General features: G+C 59.4%; 31 protein-coding genes. 16 read left to right on the forward strand and 15 right to left on the reverse strand.

Annotation, left to right across the window (positions count from 1 at the left end; translation table 11 throughout):
• Positions 1 to 57: 57 nt before the first annotated feature.
• A complete protein-coding gene (locus HB633_RS02010; protein WP_213776382.1) occupies positions 58 to 324 on the reverse strand; it encodes a cupin domain-containing protein in 267 nt (88 codons plus the stop codon).
• 151 nt (positions 325 to 475) lie between these two features.
• Between HB633_RS02010 and HB633_RS02015 the strand changes: the two genes are divergently transcribed.
• Positions 476 to 1,057 carry a hydrolase gene (locus tag HB633_RS02015; protein ID WP_213776383.1) on the forward strand — a complete coding sequence of 194 codons (582 nt, stop codon included), beginning with the start codon at positions 476 to 478 and terminating at the stop codon, positions 1,055 to 1,057.
• 51 nt (positions 1,058 to 1,108) lie between these two features.
• Here the strand turns inward: HB633_RS02015 and HB633_RS02020 are convergent, their stop codons facing one another.
• Positions 1,109 to 2,068, reverse strand: a complete 960-nt coding sequence (locus tag HB633_RS02020; RefSeq protein ID WP_213776384.1) for a bile acid:sodium symporter family protein — start codon at positions 2,066 to 2,068, stop codon at positions 1,109 to 1,111.
• A 186-nt stretch (positions 2,069 to 2,254) separates the two neighbouring features.
• Positions 2,255 to 2,686 carry a DUF1810 domain-containing protein gene (locus HB633_RS02025; protein ID WP_213776385.1) on the reverse strand — a complete coding sequence of 144 codons (432 nt, stop codon included), beginning with the start codon at positions 2,684 to 2,686 and terminating at the stop codon, positions 2,255 to 2,257.
• A gap of 126 nt (positions 2,687 to 2,812) precedes the next feature.
• On the opposite strand from HB633_RS02025, the gene HB633_RS02030 reads away from it, so the two are divergent.
• From HB633_RS02030 to HB633_RS02040, 3 genes are read left to right on the forward strand one after another with little or no spacing between them, the layout of a single operon-like run.
• Entirely contained in the window at positions 2,813 to 3,739 is a 927-nt protein-coding gene (locus tag HB633_RS02030; RefSeq protein ID WP_213776386.1) for an ABC transporter ATP-binding protein, read from the forward strand.
• Positions 3,736 to 4,497, forward strand: coding sequence for an ABC transporter permease (locus HB633_RS02035; RefSeq protein ID WP_213776387.1), 762 nt, complete (start codon positions 3,736 to 3,738; stop codon positions 4,495 to 4,497). Before HB633_RS02030 ends, HB633_RS02035 begins: the two co-directional genes overlap by 4 nt.
• A 3-nt stretch (positions 4,498 to 4,500) precedes the next feature.
• The gene (locus HB633_RS02040; RefSeq protein ID WP_213776388.1) at positions 4,501 to 5,010 is read left to right on the forward strand and encodes a cupin domain-containing protein; all 510 of its coding nucleotides are present in this window, start codon (positions 4,501 to 4,503) and stop codon (positions 5,008 to 5,010) included.
• 66 nt (positions 5,011 to 5,076) lie between these two features.
• On the opposite strand, the gene HB633_RS02045 is transcribed toward HB633_RS02040, so the two are convergent.
• Complete coding sequence (locus HB633_RS02045; protein ID WP_062002613.1) at positions 5,077 to 5,280, reverse strand: hypothetical protein; 204 nt, start codon at positions 5,278 to 5,280, stop codon at positions 5,077 to 5,079.
• On the opposite strand from HB633_RS02045, the gene HB633_RS02050 reads away from it, so the two are divergent.
• Entirely contained in the window at positions 5,266 to 5,565 is a 300-nt protein-coding gene (locus tag HB633_RS02050) for a hypothetical protein (protein WP_213776389.1), read from the forward strand. The genes HB633_RS02045 and HB633_RS02050 overlap by 15 nt on opposite strands.
• A gap of 210 nt (positions 5,566 to 5,775) precedes the next feature.
• Here the strand turns inward: HB633_RS02050 and HB633_RS02055 are convergent, their stop codons facing one another.
• Entirely contained in the window at positions 5,776 to 6,252 is a 477-nt protein-coding gene (locus HB633_RS02055) for a DUF3331 domain-containing protein (protein WP_213776390.1), read from the reverse strand.
• Between the two features lie 347 nt (positions 6,253 to 6,599).
• Between HB633_RS02055 and HB633_RS02060 the strand changes: the two genes are divergently transcribed.
• A complete protein-coding gene (locus HB633_RS02060; protein WP_346730246.1) occupies positions 6,600 to 7,091 on the forward strand; it encodes an RcnB family protein in 492 nt (163 codons plus the stop codon).
• Positions 7,092 to 7,180: 89 nt separating this feature from the next.
• On the opposite strand, the gene HB633_RS02065 is transcribed toward HB633_RS02060, so the two are convergent.
• Positions 7,181 to 7,765, reverse strand: coding sequence for a TetR/AcrR family transcriptional regulator (locus tag HB633_RS02065; protein WP_213776391.1), 585 nt, complete (start codon positions 7,763 to 7,765; stop codon positions 7,181 to 7,183).
• Between the two features lie 105 nt (positions 7,766 to 7,870).
• Between HB633_RS02065 and HB633_RS02070 the strand changes: the two genes are divergently transcribed.
• Entirely contained in the window at positions 7,871 to 8,338 is a 468-nt protein-coding gene (locus HB633_RS02070) for a nuclear transport factor 2 family protein (RefSeq protein ID WP_213776392.1), read from the forward strand.
• Between the two features lie 7 nt (positions 8,339 to 8,345).
• Here HB633_RS02070 and HB633_RS02075 read toward each other — a convergent pair whose 3' ends face one another.
• From HB633_RS02075 to HB633_RS02085, 3 genes are all read right to left on the reverse strand, one after another.
• Positions 8,346 to 9,788, reverse strand: coding sequence for a UdgX family uracil-DNA binding protein (locus HB633_RS02075; protein ID WP_213776577.1), 1,443 nt, complete (start codon positions 9,786 to 9,788; stop codon positions 8,346 to 8,348).
• Positions 9,789 to 9,806: 18 nt separating this feature from the next.
• Positions 9,807 to 11,018: a putative DNA modification/repair radical SAM protein gene (locus tag HB633_RS02080; protein ID WP_213776393.1), complete on the reverse strand. Its 1,212-nt coding sequence runs from the start codon at positions 11,016 to 11,018 to the stop codon at positions 9,807 to 9,809.
• Positions 11,019 to 11,099: 81 nt separating this feature from the next.
• Positions 11,100 to 12,119 carry a transporter gene (locus HB633_RS02085; protein WP_213776394.1) on the reverse strand — a complete coding sequence of 340 codons (1,020 nt, stop codon included), beginning with the start codon at positions 12,117 to 12,119 and terminating at the stop codon, positions 11,100 to 11,102.
• Between the two features lie 222 nt (positions 12,120 to 12,341).
• Between HB633_RS02085 and HB633_RS02090 the strand changes: the two genes are divergently transcribed.
• The 3 genes from HB633_RS02090 (at position 12,342) to HB633_RS02100 (ending at position 13,831) form a co-directional block, all read left to right on the forward strand.
• The gene (locus HB633_RS02090) at positions 12,342 to 12,674 is read left to right on the forward strand and encodes a hypothetical protein (protein WP_213776395.1); all 333 of its coding nucleotides are present in this window, start codon (positions 12,342 to 12,344) and stop codon (positions 12,672 to 12,674) included.
• Positions 12,675 to 12,853: 179 nt separating this feature from the next.
• Positions 12,854 to 13,291, forward strand: a complete 438-nt coding sequence (locus HB633_RS02095) for a response regulator (RefSeq protein ID WP_213776396.1) — start codon at positions 12,854 to 12,856, stop codon at positions 13,289 to 13,291.
• 270 nt (positions 13,292 to 13,561) lie between these two features.
• Positions 13,562 to 13,831 carry a hypothetical protein gene (locus HB633_RS02100; RefSeq protein WP_213776578.1) on the forward strand — a complete coding sequence of 90 codons (270 nt, stop codon included), beginning with the start codon at positions 13,562 to 13,564 and terminating at the stop codon, positions 13,829 to 13,831.
• Positions 13,832 to 13,988: 157 nt separating this feature from the next.
• Here the strand turns inward: HB633_RS02100 and HB633_RS02105 are convergent, their stop codons facing one another.
• Complete coding sequence (locus HB633_RS02105; RefSeq protein WP_213776397.1) at positions 13,989 to 14,948, reverse strand: chemotaxis protein; 960 nt, start codon at positions 14,946 to 14,948, stop codon at positions 13,989 to 13,991.
• 308 nt (positions 14,949 to 15,256) lie between these two features.
• Between HB633_RS02105 and HB633_RS02110 the strand changes: the two genes are divergently transcribed.
• The 4 genes from HB633_RS02110 (at position 15,257) to HB633_RS02125 (ending at position 18,568) form a co-directional block, all read left to right on the forward strand.
• On the forward strand, positions 15,257 to 15,697 hold the full coding sequence (locus HB633_RS02110; protein WP_213776398.1) for a CBS domain-containing protein: 441 nt from the start codon (positions 15,257 to 15,259) through the stop codon (positions 15,695 to 15,697).
• A 191-nt stretch (positions 15,698 to 15,888) separates the two neighbouring features.
• Complete coding sequence (locus tag HB633_RS02115; RefSeq protein ID WP_213776399.1) at positions 15,889 to 16,899, forward strand: diacylglycerol kinase family protein; 1,011 nt, start codon at positions 15,889 to 15,891, stop codon at positions 16,897 to 16,899.
• Positions 16,896 to 17,744, forward strand: coding sequence for a metallophosphoesterase (locus tag HB633_RS02120; RefSeq protein ID WP_213776400.1), 849 nt, complete (start codon positions 16,896 to 16,898; stop codon positions 17,742 to 17,744). Before HB633_RS02115 ends, HB633_RS02120 begins: the two co-directional genes overlap by 4 nt.
• Complete coding sequence (locus tag HB633_RS02125) at positions 17,741 to 18,568, forward strand: phosphatase PAP2 family protein (RefSeq protein WP_213776401.1); 828 nt, start codon at positions 17,741 to 17,743, stop codon at positions 18,566 to 18,568. Before HB633_RS02120 ends, HB633_RS02125 begins: the two co-directional genes overlap by 4 nt.
• On the opposite strand, the gene HB633_RS02130 is transcribed toward HB633_RS02125, so the two are convergent.
• Positions 18,559 to 18,957 (reverse strand): PPC domain-containing DNA-binding protein, encoded by a 399-nt coding sequence (locus HB633_RS02130; RefSeq protein WP_213776402.1) that lies wholly within the window; start codon positions 18,955 to 18,957, stop codon positions 18,559 to 18,561. The two genes, HB633_RS02125 and HB633_RS02130, sit on opposite strands and share 10 nt — an antisense overlap.
• 83 nt (positions 18,958 to 19,040) lie before the next feature.
• Between HB633_RS02130 and HB633_RS02135 the strand changes: the two genes are divergently transcribed.
• Positions 19,041 to 19,430: an MAPEG family protein gene (locus HB633_RS02135; RefSeq protein ID WP_213776403.1), complete on the forward strand. Its 390-nt coding sequence runs from the start codon at positions 19,041 to 19,043 to the stop codon at positions 19,428 to 19,430.
• Positions 19,431 to 19,455: 25 nt separating this feature from the next.
• Complete coding sequence (locus HB633_RS02140; protein ID WP_213776404.1) at positions 19,456 to 20,130, forward strand: alpha/beta hydrolase; 675 nt, start codon at positions 19,456 to 19,458, stop codon at positions 20,128 to 20,130.
• On the opposite strand, the gene HB633_RS02145 is transcribed toward HB633_RS02140, so the two are convergent.
• The 4 genes from HB633_RS02145 to HB633_RS02160 all read right to left on the reverse strand — a co-directional run bounded on the left by HB633_RS02145 (position 20,127) and on the right by HB633_RS02160 (position 23,514).
• Positions 20,127 to 21,089, reverse strand: coding sequence for a nucleoside hydrolase (locus HB633_RS02145; protein WP_213776405.1), 963 nt, complete (start codon positions 21,087 to 21,089; stop codon positions 20,127 to 20,129). The two genes, HB633_RS02140 and HB633_RS02145, sit on opposite strands and share 4 nt — an antisense overlap.
• Complete coding sequence (locus HB633_RS02150) at positions 21,086 to 21,475, reverse strand: cytidine deaminase (RefSeq protein ID WP_213776406.1); 390 nt, start codon at positions 21,473 to 21,475, stop codon at positions 21,086 to 21,088. The genes HB633_RS02145 and HB633_RS02150 overlap by 4 nt, the downstream gene beginning before the upstream one ends.
• 10 nt (positions 21,476 to 21,485) lie before the next feature.
• Positions 21,486 to 22,763 (reverse strand): NupC/NupG family nucleoside CNT transporter, encoded by a 1,278-nt coding sequence (locus HB633_RS02155; RefSeq protein ID WP_213776407.1) that lies wholly within the window; start codon positions 22,761 to 22,763, stop codon positions 21,486 to 21,488.
• A 67-nt stretch (positions 22,764 to 22,830) separates the two neighbouring features.
• The gene (locus HB633_RS02160; RefSeq protein ID WP_213776408.1) at positions 22,831 to 23,514 is read right to left on the reverse strand and encodes an HAD family hydrolase; all 684 of its coding nucleotides are present in this window, start codon (positions 23,512 to 23,514) and stop codon (positions 22,831 to 22,833) included.
• Positions 23,515 to 23,716: the final 202 nt, after the last annotated feature.

The raw sequence follows: 23,716 nt of genomic DNA on the forward strand, positions 1-23,716 counted from the left end.
ATTTGTCATGACCGATGGCCGGCCACACAGCCGGCCATCGGTCGTTTCGGAGAAAGCTTATTTTCGCCCGACGAGATAACAAACGCCTTCGGGTCCGTAGCGTTCGCTATGTGCTTCATTCGTCTTGAGGTGAAACACGTCGCCGGCTTGATAGCGCGTTTCCTTGCCAACGACCTCGAGCGTCAGCTCGCCCTCCAGGATCAACGCCTTCGCTTCGAACGGGTGGACATGATCGTCCATGGAAGCACCGGCTTCGCGCTCGACCAGCACGGTCGTCTGAAAACCTTCGCGCGCAAGCATTTCGATGAAGTCGTCGCGTTCCATGTTCGTTCCCCTTTGTACTCGAACCTTCGCCAATCGCTAATATAAGGTGAAACCACGCGTTCTGCGGCCGATCCGAAAAACGCGTAAAATGTGAGACTATCCTCATATTTCAAAGCGCGTTGTTTTGCGCACGTTTCCAATTGGAGCCGTCATGTCTAGTCTCGATCTGAATTCTGAACACACCGCGTTGGTGGCCATCGACTTGCAGCATGGCATTCTGGCGCGGCCACTTGGTCCGCACTCCGCCGCCGATGTCCTCGCAAACAGCGTACAACTCGCCAACGCAGTGCGAGCGAAAGGGGGTTTGGTAGTTTGGGTTCGCGTCGATCTCGCTGGGATCTTGCACCTTCCCGCCGATGCATCCACCGCGCCGCCCAAGGGTTCTCCGCCCCCGCCGGCCAACGCGTCCGAGTTATCGACGGAGCTTGGTGTGCAGGATGGGGACGTGGTCGTGACGAAGCGTCAGTGGGGTGCTTTTTACGGCACGGATCTGGAGCAGCACCTGCGCCGCAAGGGCATCCGGACCGTCATCATGAGCGGCATCGCGACGAATTTCGGTGTGGAATCCACCGCGCGCGGCGCGTTCGATCGCGGTTATGAAATCGTGTTCGCGGAAGACGCAATGACGTCGCTGAGCGCCGAAGCTCATGCGTTCGTGATTGCTAACATTTTCCCGCGAATGGGGCGCGTAAGGTCGACGGAGGAGGTGGTGAAGGCGTTGCGGGAAAGTTGAGCAAGACCCAACGGACCGATACAACAATTCGTTGTATCGGTGGTTCCGGATTCAAACCTCCAACCTCGACCCCTTCGCCGCTTCCAACTCCTGCGTCGATCCCTTCGCCGGGCGCCCAGCCCAATACCCCGCGAGCAACGAACCCGACAAGTTGTGCCACACCGAAAACAGTGCACCCGGCAGCGCTGCTATCGGCGTGAAATAAAGCTTGCCGAGCGTCGCCGCAAGCCCCGAGTTCTGCATGCCAACTTCAATTGCCAATGTCCGGCAGACGGCTTCGTCGAAGCCAAGCAAACGGCCGCCCCAATATCCGCCAAGCAGGCCAATGCCGTTATGCAGCACCACGCCGAACATCACCAGCAGGCCGACCGACGCGATGCTCTTCTGCGTCCCCGCGACTACGGCGGAAATGATGAGCAGGATCGCGATCATCGAAATGATCGGCAGTGCCGGTTCGACCGCGCGCACGAGCTTGTTGAAAAACTGGTTGATGAACAAGCCGGCGACAATCGGCAACGCCACGATCTGGACGATGCTCATCAGCATGCCGTGGACATCGACGGCAATCGATGCATCCACGTAAAGCCGCGTGAGCAGGGGCGTCGCCAACACGCCGACGAGCGTCGATAACGCGCTGATGGTGACGGACAGCGCAACGTCGCCTCGGGCCAAGTAGATCATTACGTTCGACGCCGTGCCGCTTGCGACGCTGCCGACCAGCACCATGCCGGCCGTCAGGTCGGGTGGCATGCGCAACGCCCGGGCGATCACCCATGCGGCGAGCGGCATCACGAGATAATGCAGCCCAATACCCGCGATCACCGGCGCCGGCCGCGTGAACACGCGCCGGAAGTCGGCGAAGGAAAGCGTGACGCCCATCGCGAACATGATGATGGTGAGCAGCGTAGTGACGTGTGGCGCAATGCCGGTGAACGAGGCTGGCGAGAAGTAGGCGGCGACCGAGATGAGCACGGCCCAAAGGGGAAAGAGGCGGGTGACGCGCGAAAGCATGCTGATACGATCCTGGCAGATTTAGAAGAGGCGGGAAAACCGGAAAGTGCTGACCATGCCATCGATAGATGCGGCCAGAGGCGTGCCGGCCCGTGAATCCTTTTGAGATCCGCCGGTTACGGATTAAAACGCCGAGGCGAATTGCCAAGCAGAATTGTAACGTTTTGGCTTACAACCTTTAAGAATCTACTTCAGCCGCGCAACCGTTCCCGCGTCCGGCTCACCGCCAAAATACGTGTTCAGTGCGAGTTCGAACGGCGTCTTGTCGGTGGCGGCGTGGGCGAACAGGGTCATCGATGAATGGAATTTCAGGTCGTCCGGGTAACCGAAAATCTGCTCCACCGAACGCCCTTCGAGCGCATTGACGATCTGCGTCAACACGCGCAGTCGCTCTCCGAGCACAGGATGATCGAGATACGCACGGGCCTCGTCCACTGAAGATATGGCGTAGCGGCGCGCCATTTCACTGTGTCCAAGTCCCTGGATCTGCGGAAACACGAACCACATCCAGTGCGTGCGTTTCTTGCCGGTTTCGAGCTCCGAGGTCACCGTTTCGAACAGCGGATTCTGGGCATCGACAAAACGTTGCAGATCGAATCGGTTGAGTGGGTCGGTCATGGCCGCCTCCAGATCGTTGCCGGGAAATGCTGCAAGCGACGTTCCCGCCGAATTGGCGTGGATCGAACCAATCAGTAATCCCGCCCGCTTGCGAACGATATGCCGCTTTCTGCTATCTTGGCGGCCATGCAAAACATCATCGAAATTTCGAATCTGTCGAAGAGCTATGCGTCCGGCTTCACGGCGCTGAAAAATGTCTCGCTCGACATCCGCCGCGGCGAGATTTTCGCGCTCCTCGGACCAAACGGCGCAGGCAAAACCACGCTGATCAGCATTGTGTGCGGGATCGTGAATCCCACGGAAGGCACCGTGCGCGTCAACGGTCACGGCATTATCTCCGACTACCGCGCCGCCCGCGCGATGATCGGCCTCGTGCCGCAGGAACTGACCACCGACGCCTTCGAATCCGTCTGGGCGACCGTTTCATTCAGCCGCGGCCTGTTCGGCAAGCCGCCGAATCCGGCGCATATCGAAAAGGTGCTGCGCTCGTTGTCCCTGTGGGACAAGAAGGACAACAAGCTCGTCACGCTTTCCGGCGGCATGAAACGGCGTGTGCTGATAGCGAAGGCCTTGTCGCACGAACCGGAAATCCTGTTCCTCGATGAACCCACTGCCGGCGTCGACGTCGAGTTGCGGCGCGACATGTGGAATCTGGTTCGCGGCCTGAAGGCGAACGGCGTGACGATCATCCTGACGACGCATTACATCGATGAAGCCGAGGAAATGGCGGATCGTATCGGCGTGATCAATCGAGGCGAGATCATCCTGATCGAGGAAAAAGCCGAACTGATGCGCAAGCTTGGCCAGAAAAAACTCGCGCTGCAACTGGAAGATGCAATCACGCAGATTCCTGCCGGATTAAGCGGGTATCGGCTGGATCTGTCGGCGGACGGTTGCGAGCTGACCTATACCTACGACGCACAGGACGAACCTGGCCGCATCATCACATTACTGAAGGATCTCGCCGATAACGGCATCCAGTTCAAGGACCTGCAAACGACGCAGAGCTCGCTGGAAGACATTTTCGTGAGCCTGGTCGGAGAGAAGAAATGAATATTCATGCAGTCCGGGCTATCTACAAGTTCGAAATGGCGCGCACGTGGCGCACGATCATGGGCAGCATCATCTCGCCCGTGATTTCCACGTCGCTGTATTTCGTGGTGTTCGGCGCGGCCATCGGGTCGCGCATTCCCGAGGTGAACGGCGTGAGTTATGGCGCGTTTATCGTGCCGGGTCTCGTGATGCTGTCGCTATTGACGCAAAGCGTTTCCAACGCGTCGTTCGGCATCTATTTTCCGAAGTTCACCGGGACGATCTACGAGCTATTGTCCGCGCCGGTGTCGTATCTGGAGATCGTGCTGAGTTACGTCGGCGCGGCCGCGACCAAGTCGATCATCCTCGGCCTGATCATTCTTGCGACCGCGCGCTTGTTCGTGCCGCTGCACGTGGATCACCCGTTCATGATGATCGTGTTCCTGCTGCTGACGGCCGTTACGTTCAGCTTGCTGGGTTTTATCATCGGCATCTGGGCGGATGGGTTCGAGAAGTTGCAGGTGATTCCGCTCCTGATCATCACGCCGCTCACGTTCCTGGGCGGAAGTTTTTATTCCATCGATATCCTGCCGCCGTTCTGGAAAGCTGTCGCGCTGTTCAATCCGGTGGTGTACCTGATCAGCGGCTTTCGCTGGAGCTTCTACGGTATCGCCGATGTCAGCGTCGAAATCAGCCTGATCATGACGCTCGTGTTTCTTGCGGTGTTTATCGGCGTGGTCGCGTGGATTTTCAAGACCGGCTACAAGTTGAAATCGTAAAGGATGCGGGATATGCGCGATGTGTTGATCGAAAAATTCGGGCTTCAGCCACATCCTGAAGGCGGCTTTTTCCGCGAGACGTTTCGTGGTGCCGACAAGGTTTCGCGTGAGGTATCGCCGGAAGAGCAACGCTCGGCGTCGACCGCGATCTATTACATGCTTTGCGACGGCGCGCATTCGGCCTGGCACCGGATTCGATCGGACGAGGTCTGGCATTTCTATGCGGGCGAACCGATCAACATTCACGTGATCGATACCGCAGGCCACCTGCACACGCATCGGCTCGGCAACGCACTGACGCACGCCGATGCCGTGTTCCAGGCGGTTGTCCCTGCAGGGCATTGGTTCGCGGCGGAATTGTCCGATCCGTCCACCTTTGCGCTGGTCGGCTGTACGGTCGCACCGGGTTTTGAATTCAGCGAATTTGAAATCGCGGATATTGCGGCGTTGGTCAAAGCGCATCCGCAGCACACGGATGTGATTCGCCGCTTAGGACCTGCACTGAAGCCTTGAACGCCTTGAAGGCGAAAAAAAGCGGCGCTCTCCTAACAGAGGCGCCGCCTTTTCGTTGCTATTACCTTATAGATTCGCTCGTACCGCGTCGCGAACGGCATCCATCATGCCGCCGTGGTTGAGCGGGATGTCGAGTGAATCGGCGTAGACGTCCTGATCCGTTTGGGCACGTGCCTCTTTCGGCTCCCGAAGCACTTGCGATTCATACGCTGTGTCGGCTGACCGGATGGTGTCACGAGCTACGGCGCGCTGCGCTTGAAAACTCTTCACGATGAACTCCTTGCAGTGATGGAGCGGCGGGAGACTGCGATCCTACTTAATTCCGATGACAAATTTACGACGCCATGTCCCGCCGATGCGCGCCTGTCAGCCTGTCACGCCGCTCGCCTGATCCGCGTTGCGCATTCGGCAATCATGGTGCGGCTCTACAGTTTAATAGCTGTCACATGGCCGCAATCGTACTTCTGGCTTATGAAACGAAGAGGTGAATATCAGCGGATAGCGCAGAATTTGGCGTGGAAATTGCCGCAGGAAATGGAGAAATCGGACAAATGAATGGCAACGTCGGGAAGGCCCGCTCGCCAATCCGCGCAATGCCGGGATTACGCACGAGCTGACGCCCAAGCGAGTAATTGCTAACCCGCGAGAAGTTAAAGCGGCGTCTCATCAAGGAAACGATGAGACGCCGGGTTTCATATCGCGGAAAGCACCTTCGCATCGTGCGGCAGCATTAGATACCGCAGTATTGGTGGCTTTCCAGGTTGCTCAGGCGTGCTGATCCTGCAAATCGGCATCGCAGGTCTCGTTTTGCGGCATGGAAGCCGCAAGGATCATCGCCGAAGCATTTTGCGGTTTCGGATCCCGTTGCGAGGGCCGATACACCGCATCGCCCCGGTGAATGACTTCGCCGGTCAGCGCGCACGCGCCATCGGTTGTCGCGGTGGTCACGCGCCAACCCTGGTAACCGTAATGGCAAGTTGCCGCGTCCGACCAATAAACAATGGCCGTAGCACTGCTCGGCCGCTCGATCACACGCACGACGGCTTCGGGAAACGGCCTGCGCGATTGCGCAGGCGGTGGCGCGACATACGGATGATCACGTTCCCACGCTCGGGTGAGCCGCTCTAAAAACGGATGGACGGCCCTTTGCCGCGGGGCAGTTTCTGCCGCGCTTGCGTGGGTCGCTGTCAACGAGCGGACCGTCTGTTGCCACGGGTCCGCGCTTCTGGCTAACGCTGTCATGGTTCGTTCCTGGCATGGTTCACGCTCGAACTTACGCAATCGGCGTGTTCTGATAAATACCGTTCAGGTGAATACACTGTCTTGTTAGCGCGAATAATCGCAACGGAGCTTTACGCAATAAGGCTTTGCCCGATGTTGCGCTGCCGCGCCACAGGTGATTGAAGACGATTGAAACTTTTAATTATTGCGATAGGGCGAAGATTTCGTGCTTTGCATCGGGCTCGACGACTATTACTCCGATCGATTCGTGGGGCATTCGTAAGGTGTCAAACTTTGGGAGAAAGCTGTGGAATAGCTCTTGCGGGCAGCATACTGGCTATCTATTTACAACACTGAACGAGGTACTCGTGAAGAGAAGTCATATCGCTGCAGCAGTTCTGTTTTCAAGTCTGGGTCTGGCATCGGCGGCATTTGCGCAGGGCAACCCCGGTGGTCACGACGATCATGGCGGCCCGCAGCAACGTCCTGGCGGCCAGCCGCAACAAGGCATGCAAGGTCACGGCAACGGTTATCAGAATCAGAATCAAGCGCAGAACCGTGGTCCGCAGGGCAACCCCGGAGGCCAGCATCACGACAACAACCGTCCGCCTCCGCGCGCCGATAACGGCCCGGGTCGTGGCGGTCCAGGCATGCACGGCGACAGCCCGCGCGAATGGCGTCGTGGTGACAGGCTGCCCAACGATTATCGCGATCGCCAATATGTGGTGGATGACTATCGTGGCTACGGATTGCAACAGCCACCGCGCGGATACCACTGGGTTGGCGTAGGTGGCGACTACGTTCTCGCAGCAGTTGCAACGGGTGTAATCGCTCAGATCGTGCTCAGCGGCGGACACTAAGACCAGGCGTCGCGCGAGCGACGATGCGCTGCAAAGAGGCTGTTCCAGTGAGCTGGAACAGCCTCTTTCTTTTGGTGATCAATTTGCGCTTACGCTTTAGGAGTATCCGTAATTGCCTTCACCACGCGAGCCAGCGACTTCAACGCGACTTCGGGCGAATCCTCAAACTGCGCACCAATGATCGCCCCGTCCACGGCCATTGCCAACGCGCGCGCATCGGCCTTTGCGGTTCTCGACCCGGCAGGCAACAGCGTCCTGATAACCACCGCCATATCCAGCTTGTGACGGCGCGAGATATCGACGGCTTCGGGCAACGTGCCGCCCACTTCCACCACGGCATTGATGAATGCGCAACCGCGATAGATTTCACTCCCAAACCATTCCGCGAGCGCCGGCACGAGCGCGTCTGCATTGCCGCCGTGACGTTTGACGGCATTCTCGAACCAGTCCATCCAGTTGCGATGCCGGTACTCCAGAAACGCCACGATCAGATCGTTTTTTGCCGGATAGTATCGATAAAACGTCTTCTTCGCGACGCCCGATTCGGCAATCACGCGATCGATTCCCGTTGCGCGAATTCCATCGCGATAAAAGAGATCGTGCGCGGTGACGAGGATCCGTTCGGCGGGAGAAAGATCGGCCGCAAGGTCCGTGGCGGAAGCGAGTAGGTTCATGATTCGATCATTGTAGACAGGTCTGTCTCCCTGCGCTAGAGTACGCCGGTAGACAGATCTGTCTACACATACAAAAACGCTCGATAAACTCGCAAAGGACTTGTCATGGAAAGCAAACCGCCGTTTCCCCCGTTCGATGCCGAAACCGCCCGGCAGAAAGTCCGCCTTGCCGAGGACGGCTGGAATTCGCGTGATCCGAAGCGCGTTGCGTTGGCGTATAGCGAGGACACCCGCTGGCGAAACCGCGCGGAATTCGTGTCTGGACGCGCTGAAGCCGAGGCGTTTCTTGCGCGCAAATGGGCGCGTGAGCTCGACTATCGGTTGATCAAGGAATTGTGGGCGTTCACAGGTTCGCGTATTGCGGTGCGTTTCGCTTACGAATGGCACGATGATTCGAAGAACTGGTTCCGCAGCTTTGGCAACGAGAACTGGGAATTCAACGAAGCAGGGCTGATGACGCATCGGCATGCGAGCATCAACGACCTGCCGATCAAGGAATCGGAACGTAAATATCACTGGCCGCTGGGTCGTCGCCCGGACGATCATCCCGGCCTGAGCGAACTGGGATTTTGAAGCAGGGTCAGGCCGGCCCGTCGCCTGAAGCCAGCTTTAGCGCGCGTTCAAGCGCCGAGACGATTACGTCGATGGCGTGATCACGCGCGGCGTCGTCCTGTTGGCGAAGTGCGTATGACGGGTGATAAGTCGTGACCAGCCAGCCGCCGTTGAAAGGCAATGTCTTATCAAGATGACTTCCGAGCGTGGCCTGTTTCCCGATCAGGCTGTGCAGCGCCGTGGCGCCCAGCGCGACGATCACCCGCGGCCTGACCGTTGCGAGTTCCTGCTCAAGCCAGACAGAACACGCATCGACTTCACGCTGAGCCGGCGTTTTGTGCAGCCTCCGTTTGCCGCGGGGTTCCCACTTGAAATGCTTGACCGCGTTGGTCATGTACACACCTGAACGATCCAGCCCCGCGCGTTGCATGGCCGAATCGAGAAGTTGCCCGGCCGGCCCGACGAACGGCCGCCCCTTCAAGTCCTCCTGATCGCCCGGTTGCTCGCCGACAAGCATGATCGCGGCATCTGCCGGACCCTCGCCTTGCACGGCCTGGGTTGCGTCGCGCCATAGCTCGCAGCGGCGGCATGCGTCGAGCGAGGTGGTGGCATCGCGGGCGGGTTGCGCCTTTTCGGCTTCCATGACGATTGCCTTGCCACTCGTCAGGCTCAATGCACCGACTGCGCTCGCTTGCGCCACTTTTCTCGCGCCGCTGCGCGCTTCGCTGATCATTTGCGGGATCAGCGACCCCTCGGGCAGGCCCTTCCAGAATCGCACGGGCATGTGCTGCTGCAGCGCGGTCTCGTTGAGGCGCGCCGGGTTGAATGTGCTTTTGTAATACGTCAGCCAGAGATTCTCGGCATCGTCTTCGTTTTCCGGAAGATGATCGGCCGCGAGCGCTGGGCGCCGCTCAATGCGCAGTTCCGTCCCGCTCCACATGGCCGCACCGTGCGGCGTTGTAATCATCCACGACGAACGGCCCATGCGCTGTGCAAAGTGATCGGCGCTCCAGGGCAGGACATTGTGATCGGGCTCGTACCATGCGACGTATTCCGGCGCGCCGAGCGCGGGGTCACGTTTGCGGAAACGCACGTACGCGATCATGTCGTGCTTCGCGCGCCGAACTGCCTTGGCCATTTTGTGCAGACGGACGCCATCTTCGTCGGCGGCGGATTCCACCGCGCGGTCGCCTTGCGCCCAGCGCCAGATGAGTTTGTAGAGAAAGGCCCAGCGTTCCGGATCGCGGAACAGTGCAGCGTCCTTCAGCAAGGTCGCGAAAGTTTTCGAAATGGACAAGGGCGACGCGCCGGCGGCGGGGCCGAGTGTGTTGTCTTCATCGAAAAGAGATGAAGCTTTCTGGTCGCTGGTCTCCCGCCATTCGATGGTTTCAGGCGGCAACCTTTGCGCAAGCGCCGACAGCGCGGCCGCGCGCCACGACGCATATTCTCCATCGATAACAATCGTCCGCATCAGCATGAAAGCACCGCCTCACAAAAGCGAAAGCTGAACCGGCGCGGCCGTGAGCGCACGGCGCAGATGCTCGGAGGACACGTCGCGGATTGGCGGCTTGTAGTCTTCCGTTGTGATGAACGGCCGGACCTTGTCCATGCTGCACCGAAGGCGTACAAGGTCGTCGTAGCGAATTTTTCTCGACCGGCGCAGATCGACAATGCGCTTCGCGTTTCTCATGCCGATGCCTGGCACGCGGGCGATCAGCCGCAGCGCCGCTTTGTTCAGATCGACGGGAAAGCGTTCGCGATGCCCAAGCGCCCACGCCAGCTTCGGGTCGATATCGAGCGAAAGATTGCCGGGGCCATCGAGCAATTCGGACGCACTGAAACCGTATCCGCGCATCAAAAAATCCGCCTGATACAGCCGATGCTCACGCAACAGCGGCGGCGCCTGCAAAGGCACGGCCGACGGACTATCCGGGATCGGGCTGAAGGCTGAATAGTAGACGCGCTTCAGCTTGTAGGATCCGTAGAGCGTCTCGGCGGTGGCGAGGATGGTCTGGTCGTCGGTGGTATCGGCGCCCACGATCATTTGCGTGCTTTGTCCTGCCGGCGCGAAACGCGGCGCCTTCGGTTCGGCCTCCGATTCTTCCTGCGCGACGCGGATGGAACTCATCGCAATCTTGATGGTGCGTCCGCTTTTTTCAGGCGCGAGCCGTTGCAGGCTGCCGTCGGTCGGCAATTCAATGTTCACGCTCAGCCGGTCCGCGAACAATCCAGCCTGCGCGATCAACCCGGGATCGGCATCGGGGATGGTTTTCAGATGTATGTATCCGCGAAACTGATGATCCTCGCGCAAGGACTGCGCGACGCGAACCAGCTGCTCCATGGTGTAGTTCGACGATCGAATGATCCCCGAACTCAGAAACAACCCGTCGATGTAATTTCGCCGATAAAAATCCAGCGTCAAATCGACCACTTCCTGCGGCGTAAAGCGTGCGCGCGCCACGTTGCTCGATCGCCGGTTCACGCAGTATTGACAGTCGTACTGACAAAAGTTGGTCAATAAAATCTTGAGCAGGGATACGCAGCGCCCGTCGGGCGTGAAGCTATGACAAATTCCTGCGCCCGTGCTGGCGCCGAGCCCTTCAAGACCACGCGATGTCCGCTTCGGCGCGCCGCTGCTTGCGCAGGAGGCGTCGTACTTGGCGGCATCGGCGAGGATTTCCAGCTTCTCAGACAACTCCATGCTGTTCGCCAGTACTGTATATGTGTACAGTATCCGCGCGCGGCATAGGCGAATGCAAGTTCAAAATTGGGCGACAGATCGCTATCTTCCACGCCTTCGATAAAACGCCCACCATCCCGCCAGCACCGTGAACGTCGCGACGATCGCAACCATCAGCCAGAAGCCGTGCTTGTTCTCCGCGAGCGGAATGCCGCCCACGTTCATGCCCATGATCCCGGCCACAATGTTGATAGGCAGCGCCAGCACCGTGACCAGCGTCAGCGTAAATAGCGTCCGGTTGCTTTGCTCGTCCAGTCGTGCGGCGATCTCTTCCTGCAGGAGCTTGATGCGTTCAACAAGCCCGGCCAGATCGCCAAGGACGAGAGAAAACTCTTCGGTGGCATCGCGCAGATCCTGCAAGTCGAGCGTCTGCAACCAGCGCGGTGGACGCGCCAACAGCCGGAAGATCGATCCCGGCTCGGGCGCCAGAAGCCGCTGCAAACGCACCAGCACCCGGCGCGACGCACCCAGTTCGGAGCGCGTGGCGGGCGCGCGCATCGAGAGGAAACGGTCCTCCACCTTGTCGATGTCGATGCTCGTGCGCCGTACGATCTGAACCAGCAGTTCAGCCTGATCCCGCAACAGGTGGATCAGCAGCTCGACCGTCGAGCGGAAGACTTCGCCGCCGCGCACGGCTTCGCGGAGGGTATCGATGGAACGCAGCGGTTTCAGGCGCGCCGTGACCAGCAATTTTTCGCGGGTATAGACCCAAAGCGTGGCGATTTCGGACGGCGTTACATCGAAGTTGAACATCACGTCGTTGATCACGGCGAGAAGCGCGCCTTCCTGATGCTCGATGCGCGTGGAGTGCGAACCGTCGCGAAGTGTTTCGAAGAAGGCATCGGGCAATTCGAGTTGCGTGCGCATCCAGCGTTCGCTGGCGCCGTTCGCCAAGTCGAAATGCAGCCAGACAAAGTCGCCGGCATCCTGGCCGACGTTGCATTGCGCGAGCCAGTCGAGGGCGCCGTCCGAATCGATGGGAATGCCGGCGGCATCCCCGGCAAAGCGGAACCCGCACACGAGGCCGGAAAAATCGGAGGCATAGGGCAGGGCGGTGGTCATGGGTGGCTGAGATTAAAAACGGTTCAGCCGACGATTGTCTGCGCCAAATGCGGCATTGCGAGCATCGTTTGCAGCGGATTTGCGTTACTGTTGGGCGATTGCCGCGTGACACGTAACGGACTTACGGCTGTCACGCCACATGGTTAGACTCGCGCGGTGCAAGAAGGCCGTCGCGCGCAGCCCGACCCTTCTCGCTTCATTGCGCATCACGGGGAAATACACATGGAAGATCGCGTCGAGCAGGACGAACCCACGCAGACCACGGCCGACGGATTGACGCGGCTGGCGGCAAGCATCGTCGAATTGCTGGGCGAGCAGGCCATCGACAGCCGTCTCGGTACGAAATTGCTGAAGCGGCTGGAAAAGGAAGCGAAGCTGGTGGCGGAACACGGACCGCAACCTTTGAACAAAACGCAGAAACGCACGTTGCGCGAAGCGTTGGACAAGCTAGATGAGGCGTTGCGTCAATCCGATGCAAACCTGTTGGTTCTCGCAAATGCAAAATTGCGATCAACAGACGAATCGTCCGGCAAAAAAATCAAAGCCAAGTCCTAAAACCTGTTGCGTCCACGAATCCCGGCCCACTGTGAGCGCCGCTTTTAAGCGGCCAACGCACTGTCAGATCAGACATTTCCAGCTTCGATCAACACACCGGTGTGAATCGCTCGTGACAACGGTACGGGCTGGCGCGAAAAATGCTGTGTTTGCTGCACTTGCAAAACAAAGAGCGGTCAATGCTTTCAGTTTCCTTCTCCCCGAACTGCGCGTTGTGGACGAATCGGAACGTCGACGCGGACCACGAACGATGGCGAATCCTCGTCGTAGACGATAACGCCGCGAGCGCCGAAGGCCTCGCAGCAGCGCTCAATGCCGACGGCTGCGACGCGCGCTACGCGTTGAGCGGCGTCGATGCACTTCAGGCGATCGATAACTGGGTTCCTCATGTAGTGGTGCTCGACATCAGCATGCCAGAGCACGACGGCTTCGCGACCGCCCGGGTTCTTCGCCGCATTTCACCGACGCGTAATGCGGGAATTATTGCGTTCACTGCGCTCGGCGAAGATTACGTCCGCTCGAAGGGCGTACATGCAGGATTCGACGGTTACTGCCAGAAGGGCAATGCGCCCGGCGTGCTGGTGAAGTTGATTAGTCAGATCGTTCAAGTCCACTGATTTCTCACGCCGGACGTAGTTTTTCGGAACATCTTTGTCCCCAATTCCACGCGTCGCAAGTCTTTTACTGGCTTGCCTTTGGCGTTTCCGGACTGCTTTCCATCCGTCTCATTATTCTTCTATCTTGAATTGTGTATTGAAGTTTATGGGGATAAAAAACCGATAGTAGGGGTATACACTGCTTTCATCGACGAAGCAGCAACGACTCAAAGCAAGACCGCTGCAACGCCTTGTGAATGGTCGTACGTCCACCCTATATCGGAGTTCATCATGAAAAAGAATCTTCTCGCGTCGTTGCTTATCGCCGCCACTGCTTCCATCGCTGTTCCGGCATTTGCCAGCGGCTACGGCCCGGCACCGTCGTATCGTCCGTCGGTTGGCGCTCCGGCTTCGCAACAAGGCCAAAATACGCAAACCCTGGCTGCTGAAAGCCGCAACGCCGATGTAAATGCCTACGGCGGCGCAAAATCGCTGACGCAATCGGGTTCGACGAGCCGTGACGGCAGCAACAAGTCGCAAGCTGTTTTCTTCGGTCAGTAATTTTCGGGCGTAAGAACGCTTCTACGCGCACAACCGGCAAACGCAAATGCCGTCCTGATCGCGTAAAGCATGGCTGAATGACCGTGTGGTACGACAAAGCCCGCTGGATTCGCGTCCAGCGGGCTTTGTCGTTTTTGTCTCTTCCCAGCGACTTGTGTCAGGTTCCGGTTTTCAGCGCGTTGCGCATCACGGTCGCAAGTTCGGCCGGCGCGAATTTCGATACATACGCGTTTGCGCCTACCTTTCGCACGTGCTCCTCGTTCGCGGATCCGGACAGGGACGAGTGAATGACCACCGGAATGGCTTGCATGCCGGCGTTCGCCTTGATGCGGCGCGTGAGCGTGAAGCCGTCCATTTCAGGCATTTCCAGATCGGTCAGCACGAGCGCGATTTCATCGGAAGCGAGGCGGCCTTCCGATTCGGCCTTGCGCTGCAGGTCTTCAAGCACATTCCACGCTTCCTGGCCGCTTTTGGTCATGATGAACGACACACCCATTGCGTTCAGGCTTTGCTCGATCAGGCTGCGCGCGACGCCGGAGTCGTCGGCGGCGAGCACCTTCGTACCGGGTTTCAGGATCAGACGGCCCGTGCTGGACTCGTTGATCTCGGCTGCGGTCGACGGCAGCACGTCGCGCAGGATCTGCTCCACGTCGAGCACTTGCGCGAGCCTCGATCCGTCCACATTGCCGTCGAGCCGCGCGAAACTGGTTACCGTCCGTCCGCTCGAATGCGATTCCGCCGATAAAACCTGATTCCATTCCAGCCGCACGATATCGTCGACTTCTTCCACGGCAAAACCTTGCGTGGTGCGCGCAAATTCCGTCACGAGCAGTATCTTCGGACCGTTTTTCGGCCGGCAACCCGTGACCTGAGCGAGGTCGATCACCGGAATGATCTGGCCGCGAATATCCGCGACGCCAAGGATTTCGGCATTCGCGCCGGCGACCACGGTGATTTCAGGCATCGCGAGGATCTCACGCACCTTGAACACGTTGATGCCATAAAGCTCGCGCTGCTCCGAGCCGGGCGCTTCGCCCAGGCGAAACAAAAGCAACTCGAACATGTTGTTACCCGCGAGCCGAACCCGCTGTTCGATATCGTGTTGTGAGCTGCTCAAAATGTTCTCCTGATCGATTTATGCCGGGCTTTGACCAGCCGGTTCCTGATTAGCGGCGCGCTGCAGGGAAACTGAAGCCCATTTCGAGTGTTTATGACTCTGGCATTTCAGCGCCACATGACTTCCGGACGCCTGTATCGGGATTGACCCTCGGACGGGCCAAAACCAGTGTTTTCGAGCGTCCGCGCGGCGGGCAGGTGGCCTATACTTTTTGAATGGGCTGGGTAATATGGACGTAAGGCGAGGCATGGCCCCATGTCAAACGCCGGCCAGCCGGCAGGCGTTGCGCGGTTCAACGGAGGCGTTCGATGGCAACAGTCGCACAAGTTCTTAATTCGAAACCCGATCACACCATCTTCACGATTACCGATACGGCTTCGGTCTACGACGCCATCGTCATGATGGCGGAAAAGCACATTGGCGCGCTGGTCGTCACGCACGGCGAAGCCATTGTCGGGATCATGACCGAACGTGATTACGCGCGCAAAGTCGTGCTGATGGACCGGGTTTCGCGGCAGACGCCCGTGCACGAAATCATGACGTCGCAAGTGCGTTTCGTGCGCCCTGACCAGACCACGGATGACTGCATGGCGCTCATGACAGAGAAACGCATGCGGCATTTGCCCGTGATCGACGGTGAAAAGCTCGTGGGAATGATCTCGATCGGCGATCTGGTGAAAAACATCATCTCCGAGCAGCAGCTCACCATTCACCAGCTCGAAGGCTACATTCGCGGCGAGCATATGTAGACGGGGCATCTTCACAAAGAAGCTGCGCGGCACGATGTGTCACGCGGTTTCTTTGCTTAATCAGAATGTAAGCTAATTGTTATAATTAACGGGTACCGCTCGGCTGCCCGGTATCCGGCTGACACCTGCCGCGCGGCGCGCCCGTTCAATCATCGAGTGATGCTCGATCCGACCTGACAGGAGCGCCTTTCATGACGCCCGCCGATCTTTCCCCGTTGCTCTCGAAAGCCGCCTCCCAGGCACATGGGCCTCGCGTGATCGCCGCCGACGCGCCGTTTTTTATCGTGATGAACGCGGGTTCGGGGCGCAAGCAAAGCGATGAAACGCGCGCGGCGCTCGAACAGACCTTGGGCCGCGCGGGGCGCCAGTTCGAGGTCAGGCTGGTCGAGGATCCGTCGAAACTCGTCGAGACCGCCGCGAAAGCGGTACGCGACGCCAAGGTGCAGAAAGGCGTGGTAGTCGGCGCGGGCGGCGATGGGACACTTTGCGCCGTTGCGAGCGCCGTACTCGGCAGCGGATGTCCGTTCGCCGTCTTGCCGCGTGGCACGTTCAACTACTTCAGCCGCGACCACGGTATTCCGTCCGATCCCGAAGAATCCATTCCGCTATTGCTGAGTGCCCGGGCGCATCCTGTACAAGTTGGATTCGTCAACGACCGCATGTTCCTGGTCAACGCTAGCCTCGGCCTGTATCCGAAGTTGCTCGAAGACCGCGAACTGTATAAACAGCAATTCGGCCGCAGCCGGTTGATCGCCCTGTGGTCGGCGGCTATCACGCTGTTGCGGCCTCATCGGCATTTGCGCTTGCATATAGAGCACGATGGCACAATGCAGGAAATCCGGACTTCGACATTGTTTGTCGGCAACAATCGACTTCAGCTCGAACAGATCGGCATGGCCGAAGCGCCACAGCTGGAACAAGGGTTGCTCGCTGCCATCGCACCACGCGCAATTGGGCGACTTGCTCAGATCGCGCTTACGCTGCGCGGCGCAACCGGCAGGATGAGCGATGCAGACGATGTCATCAGCTTCGCGTTCGATCACATTACGGTGACGCACCCGTCAAAGCGGCCTCGCCCCGTCAAGATTGCGACCGATGGCGAAGTGACCTGGATGAACATGCCGCTCGAATTCCGCGTCGCCTCCGAGCCGCTGTTCCTGCTCAAACCCGAGGCCGAAGTCGCCAACGCCAACCGCTCATGACCCTGCTGCTGCAAATTTCCGACCCTCACTTTGGCACCGAACAACCGCCGGTTGTGGAAGCGTTGCTGCGCCTCGCCGACATCCATCGTCCGGATCTCGTGGTCATGTCCGGCGACATCACGCAGCGAGCGCGGCGTGCGCAATTCAGCGCGGCACGCGTTTTCGTCGATAAATTCGGCGCAACGCCGTTCGTGATCGTGCCCGGCAATCACGATATCCCGCTCTACAACGTGTTTGCGCGCGCGATGCATCCGTATGCGAATCATCGGCGGGTGTTCGGACATGACCTGGAACCGGTGTTCGAGTCCGATGCGCTGCTGGTGATCGGCGTCAACACGACCCGGCCGTATCGTCATAAGGATGGCGAAGTATCGGCGCAGCAGGCCGAGCGCGTGGCGCGGCGGCTGGAGCGTGCGGCGCCCGGGCAATTGCGCGCAATCGTCACGCACCAGCCGGTGCTGGCCGCACGCGCAAACGACGTGCACAACCTTTTGCATGGCCGCGAACACGCGGTCCGGCGCTGGGCGCAAGCGGGCGCTGATCTGATCATGGGCGGACATATCCACTTGCCTTATGTATTGCCCTTGCACGCGGCGTACAAGGATCTGCCGCGGCGCATGTGGGCGGTGCAGGCGGGCACCTCGTTGTCCTCCAGGGTACGCGGCGCGGTGCCGAATTCGGTGAACCTGATTGAATACGATGACGCATCGGTTGCGGGCGACCGGCGTGCGGTCATCGCGCGATGGGACTTCAATCACGCGCTTTTATCGTTTGAACCGGTTACGCGGCACGCGCTGGATTTCGATACCGAAACGCTCGACACACCCGTCGCCGCGCTTTCATGAGCCAGCCAGACCCAAGGTACGCCAGCGTAATTCACGCGGCGCATGTCGCGGGAGAGCATGCACTCGCGGTGTACGGGGCGACGCTCGTGATAGCGATTCTTGCGGTGCTCGGTGCTTGGCGGCTTGTGCAACGCTACGGATTGCCACGCGAAAAGGGCGGATTACCACCGCGTATCTTGCTCGTGATTCATCTGGCGGTAAGCTTTGCGATCATCGTTGGCGCGGCTGCGTTGTTCGCCGCTATCGCCGATGAAATTGGTGACGGCGAGACGCTCGGGTTTATGGATCAAGCCTTCGCCGACGGTATCGCGCGAAGCGTTCCCATCGATGTAATCAGGGTCTTTGCGCGCGTTACGCATCTCGGCGATCCATGGCTGCTCGCAACGTGGTGTGTGCTAGGCGCTGTGCTGCTGGTGCTTAGTGGCAGGCGCGCTATTGCTATTGGTTTTGTGATCGCGATCGTCGGCAACGGCGTTTTGAACACTACGCTCAAGCGTATCTTCGAGCGCGTGCGGCCGGTGCACGACCGCGAGATCGCCACCGCCGATGGCTGGAGTTTTCCGAGCGGCCATGCATCTGGTTCACTGGTGACTTACGGCATGATTGCGTATGTGCTTGTGAGCGTCATGCCATCGCGCTGGCGTCTGCCCGCGGCAATATTGGCAACGATCATCGCAGTCACGACCGCAAGCAGCCGCGTATTCCTGCGCGTGCATTTCGCAAGCGACGTGCTGGCCGGTTTCGCGTCGGGCACGGCGTGGCTGGCGGCGTGCATTGTGAGTATCGAACTCATGCGCCGATATTGGCGCACGCGTCAGGGTTGACGGTGTACCGATAGTTCCGGGAACCCCGTGGCGGAATCGACTTCGCGTGAAAAGCGGAAGCCGTCGAGGCTCGCGAGCAGGATCTCCGCCGTGGTTCTGACAATGCATCCCGGCGATACATGGCCGCCGTACACGCGGCCGGCGGAATCGGAGACGGACATGTGCAGGTGTGCGCCGTCGGGACCGAGAGAGCCGGCCAGGGTCAGGATTTCGAGGTCGCGATCAAGGAGGGTGGCTTGATCGATACCGGCATAACGCAGGTTCGCCACGCTCAGGCTGCCAATACCCTGAAGCACGAACGCTGCACCGAGGGCTTCGTTTCGCGAGAGCGCCTCAAGCGTATTGCGCAGGTCATCTCCGGGAACCAGCCGCACGGGAAGGGTTTGCATGAATGATTGTCCACGATCTGCACGATGCATCAATGATGGCATGATGAGTCCGGTTTCGCCCGCAATCAACCTAAAGAGCAACCATGACGACAGAACTTCATATTCTTGCCTGGGCGCTGGTGCTCGCGCTGATCCAGGTGCTGCTGCCATCGGTGCTGCGCAGCCGCGAGACCGGTCTTGGTTACAACGCCAGCGCTCGCGACAAACCGGCAACGCCGCCCGGCAAGCTGACGGGCAGACTTATGCGCGCGCAAGCGAACCTTTTTGAAACGCTGCCTGTTTTCGCCATCGCCATTTTGATCACACACATAGTGGGCCGCGAAGGCCCGTTGACGCTCACGGGCGCGTGGCTTTACATCATCGCGCGGGTCGCTTATGTGCCGGTGTACGCAGCGGGAATTCCTTTCCTGCGCTCGCTCATCTGGGTCGTTTCCCTGTTCGGCATCATCCTTATTCTCGTCCCTATCATTTGAAACTTGTCAAACCGGAGTCCAGTTCATGACCGCCTTGTTGTCCACCATCGACGTGGAAACCGCGCCGAATCCCGAGTTCGCCGTGATCCTGATGCACGGCCTGGGCGCCGATGCCAACGACTTTATTCCGCTCGTGCCGGAATTGCGTCTGGGCGATCTGCCGGCGGTGCGTTTCGTGTTTCCGAACGCCTTGGAAATGCCCGTGACCGGCAACAACGGCTATGTAATGCGCGCGTGGTACGACATCCTGTCGTTCGAGGGCGTGAACCGGCGTGTCGATGAAGCCGGCCTCGCGGCCTCGTGTGACCGCATTCGCGATCTGATCGCACGTGAAAACGAACGCGGGATTCCGACATCGAAGATCTTTCTTGCCGGCTTCTCGCAAGGCGGCGCGATGACCTATACGGCGGGCCTGACGCATCCGGAGAAGCTGGCTGGCCTGATTGTGTTGTCGGGGTATGTGCCGTCGCCGGGTTTGATCGATGCAGCGTTCAGCGAAGCAAATCGCGACACGCCGATCTTCGCCGCGCACGGCACGCAGGACCCGGTTCTTCCGCTGGAACTGGCCGAGCAGGGGCGCGACTTCGCGCTGTCCCATGGATGCAAGATCGAGTGGCATCAATATCCTATGCCACACTCGGTTTGCGCTGAAGAAGTCGAAGCGCTGCGCGCGTGGCTCGGCGCGCAACTGAGCAGTTAAAGTGCTTTAAAAAAGGTGTTTTTGTACAGGTCGAGCATACCGGCGGCATCCACGCCGACGCACACCGCCTGCGCCGGACGATCATCCCAGTCCGGCGCAGGCGCCTTCATGGTCACCGGTTTCTGAATCGTCTCGCCCGTCGCAATGCCGCTCGTCACCACTCGCACCGGACCCTTGCGCACGGTGTAAAGATGCGGCGCAAGCACATACGCCACCGCCGATGAATCGTGGACATAGATCCCTTCAAGTCCCGCGCTGTCCTTGTGGAACCGCGCGTAATGACGTGATACGTCCCACACGAAACGGCCGGCGTCGCCATGGCCGCCGAAGTCCTTGAGCCATTCGTTCGGCATGATCGTTTCTTGCGTGACGTCCAGGCCGACCATGGTCACGGGCCACGCCGCGCCAAGCACAATATCGGCGGCATCGGGATCGCACATGATGTTGGCTTCGGCTGCCGGCGATACATTGCCGAGCACGCCCGCAGTCCCAAACGCGCCGCCCATGATCACGACCTGCTTCACGAGTGTTGCGATCTCCGGATCGGCTTCGAGCGCGAGGGCAAGATTCGTCAGCGGACCGACCGCGATCAGCGTTACTTCGCCGGGTTGGGCGCGGATGGTATCGACAATGAATTGATGTGCTGGGCGCGCGTCCAATGACGTGTCGCCCGGTTCGCCCAGCTCGATATTCCCCAGCCCGTTGTCGCCATGAATCCAGCCGAGCGGTGCAGGCGGCGCGCGATGCAGCGGCGCCGCTGCACCACGCGCGACCGGCACGCCGGGACAAAAACGCGAACGCAGATAAAGCGCGTTGGACGTGGTGGTATCGATCGTCGCGTTGCCGTAGACGCTCGTGATCCCGAGCAATTCGATATCCGGATGCAGCGCCTGGAATACGAGCGCCATGGCGTCGTCGACACCCGGGTCCGTGTCGTAGATTACCTTGTGCTGTGTCATAGGTAGAAGGCGTCTGGAAGCTGCTCACGCGCGGTTGTGTCGCGGATCACGCCCGTGAGATTGCCAAGGCGGATGAACAACTCGGGACCGCCCAGTTCGATGATCACCTGACGACACGCGCCGCATGGCGCAATGGGGCCGTCGGTGTCGCCGATCACGGCGAGAGCCGCGAATTCATCACGCTTGCAGCCCGCCGCAATGGCGCTGAAAAACGCGGTGCGCTCCGCACAATTGCACAATCCATACGATGCATTTTCCACGTTGCAGCCATCGAAAACGCGGCCGTCTTTTGTCAGCAACGCAGCGCCGACCTTGAACTTCGAATAGGGTGCATAGGCCCGTTCGCGCGCGGTTTTCGCACGTTCGAGCAATTGTTCCATCGTCATGATTTTTCCCTCAGTTAAGCGTCAGGAACATGCCCGCGATCGTCGCGCTCATCAGGTTCGAGAGCGTGGCGGCAAGCACGACGCGCAGGCCATAGCGCGCCACTTCGGCGCGGCGTTCCGGCGCCACCGCGCTGAAGCCGCCGGTCAGCACGGCAATGGACGCAAAGTTTGCGAAACCGCACAGCGCGAATGACAAGATCGCTATGGTACGCGGATCGAGCACCTGCAGACCAGCCGCAGCGACGCTTGCGGAGTCCTTCAGATACGGCGAAAGCGACGCATACGCCACGAACTCGTTCAAGATGATTTTCTGGCCGAGGAAGTTGCCGGCGAGTGCGGCTTGATCCCACGGTACGCCGATCAGGTACGCAAGCGGCGAGAAGATGGCGCCGAGTACCGATTGCATCGACAGATGTGGCGCGCCGAACCATCCGCCAATCCCGCCAACGATCCCGTTCAACAAAGCGATCAAGCCGACGAACGCAATCAGCATCGCGCCGACCATCACCGCGATTTTCAGGCCCACCGTCGCGCCGGAACTTGCCGCTTCTATGACGTTGGCAGGACGTTTTTCATCGAAGTTGAGATGCTCGAGTGTGACGCGGCTTGCTTCGGTCGATGGGTGAAGAATCTTTGCAAACAGCAATCCGCCCGGCACCGCCATGAACGACGCAGCGAGCAGATATTCCACTTTCACGCCGAGCCCGGCGTAGCCCGCGAGCACGGAACCGGCGACCGCCGCCATGCCGCTCGACATCACGGCGAACAATTCCGCGCCGGTCATGTCACGAACGAACGGTTTCACGACCGCGGGCATTTCGCTTTGCCCGAGGAAGATGGTGGTGACGGCCGAAAAAGATTCGAGCTTCGATACCCCCAGCAGCTTCTGGAAGATCGTGCCGAGAATGATCACGATCCAGCGCATGACGCCGAGATAGTAGAGCACCGCGATCAAAGCGGTCACGAAGATGATGGCCGGCAAGACACGCACGGCGAACACAAATCCGCCGTCGCCGAAGAGCTGGAACATCTTCGATTGCACCAGCCCGCCGAACAGGAATTCGATGCCGGCGTTGCCATACCCCAGCACGTGATTCACGCCTGCCGCGGCGGCGGCCAACACGCTTTTACCGAATGGCACGAACAAGATGAACGCGCCAATGCCGATCTGCGCGAGCAACGCGGGTATGACCGTACGCAGCCGGATGCCGCGCCGGTTATTGGAAAAAATAAATGCGATGAACAGCAGGACAGCAATGCCGAGCAGGTTGCGGGCGATCAGGGCCATGTCTCTTTACGTCTGTTGTAAGAATGGCCGAGATGCTACGCCATATGGCGTATGAATAAAACCGGGCTTACGCGAAGAGTTCGATGACCGGCCAGTTGCGTTCGGCTGCAATCATTCGAAGTCTGGGATCGGGATTGGTCGCGACCGGATGGGTGACACGTTCCATGAGCGGAACGTCGTTGACTGAATCGCTGTAGAAATAGCTTTCCTTGAAATCGTCCAGTTTCAATCCCTGCGATGCAAGCCATTGCTCGGTCCTGACGATCTTGCCTTCGCGAAATGTCGCGACGCCCACGGAGCGGCCGGTATACCGCCCGAGCGGATTGTCGTGTTCGGTGTCGAGATCGATAGCCAGCAGATGCTCGACGCCCAGCGCCTTTGCTATAGGCGCGGTGACGAACGCGTTTGTCGCGGTCACGATGCAGCACAGGTCGCCCGCATCCAGATGACGGCGCAGGAGTGCGAGCGCCTCCGGGCGAATGGCTGGTTCGATGACCGTCTTCATGAACGCGGCATGCCACGCATCCAGATCCGCGCGCGAATGCCGGGCGAGCGGCGCAAGCGTCAGCTTCAGATAACCGTCCATGTCGAGCTTGCCGGCCGCGTACTGCTGATAGTAGGCGTCGATCTCTCTGACGTGGTCGGCGCTGCCTTCGAAGCCGAGGGTAGCGTAGAAGCGCGCCCACGACTGGTCGCTGTCCAGCGGCAGCAGCGTGTGGTCCAGATCGAACAGCGCGAGAGTCCGGCTCATGCCTCGGTTCATGCTTGCGGCCCTTGAATTGCAGACGAAAAAACGCGACAGAACGCAAGGGCTTACGATGGCCCGCACGAGGTCGATGGGTGCGATTGATCGTATCGTTAAATACCCAAAACTACAACATTGCAAAATTGTACAACCCGTTTGCATGGCATCATGTGTCAACGGCATGACAGTTGGAACGAATAACGGAAGT

The organism is Caballeronia sp. dw_276 (assembly GCF_018449635.1).
Classification (GTDB): Bacteria; Pseudomonadota; Gammaproteobacteria; order Burkholderiales; family Burkholderiaceae; genus Caballeronia.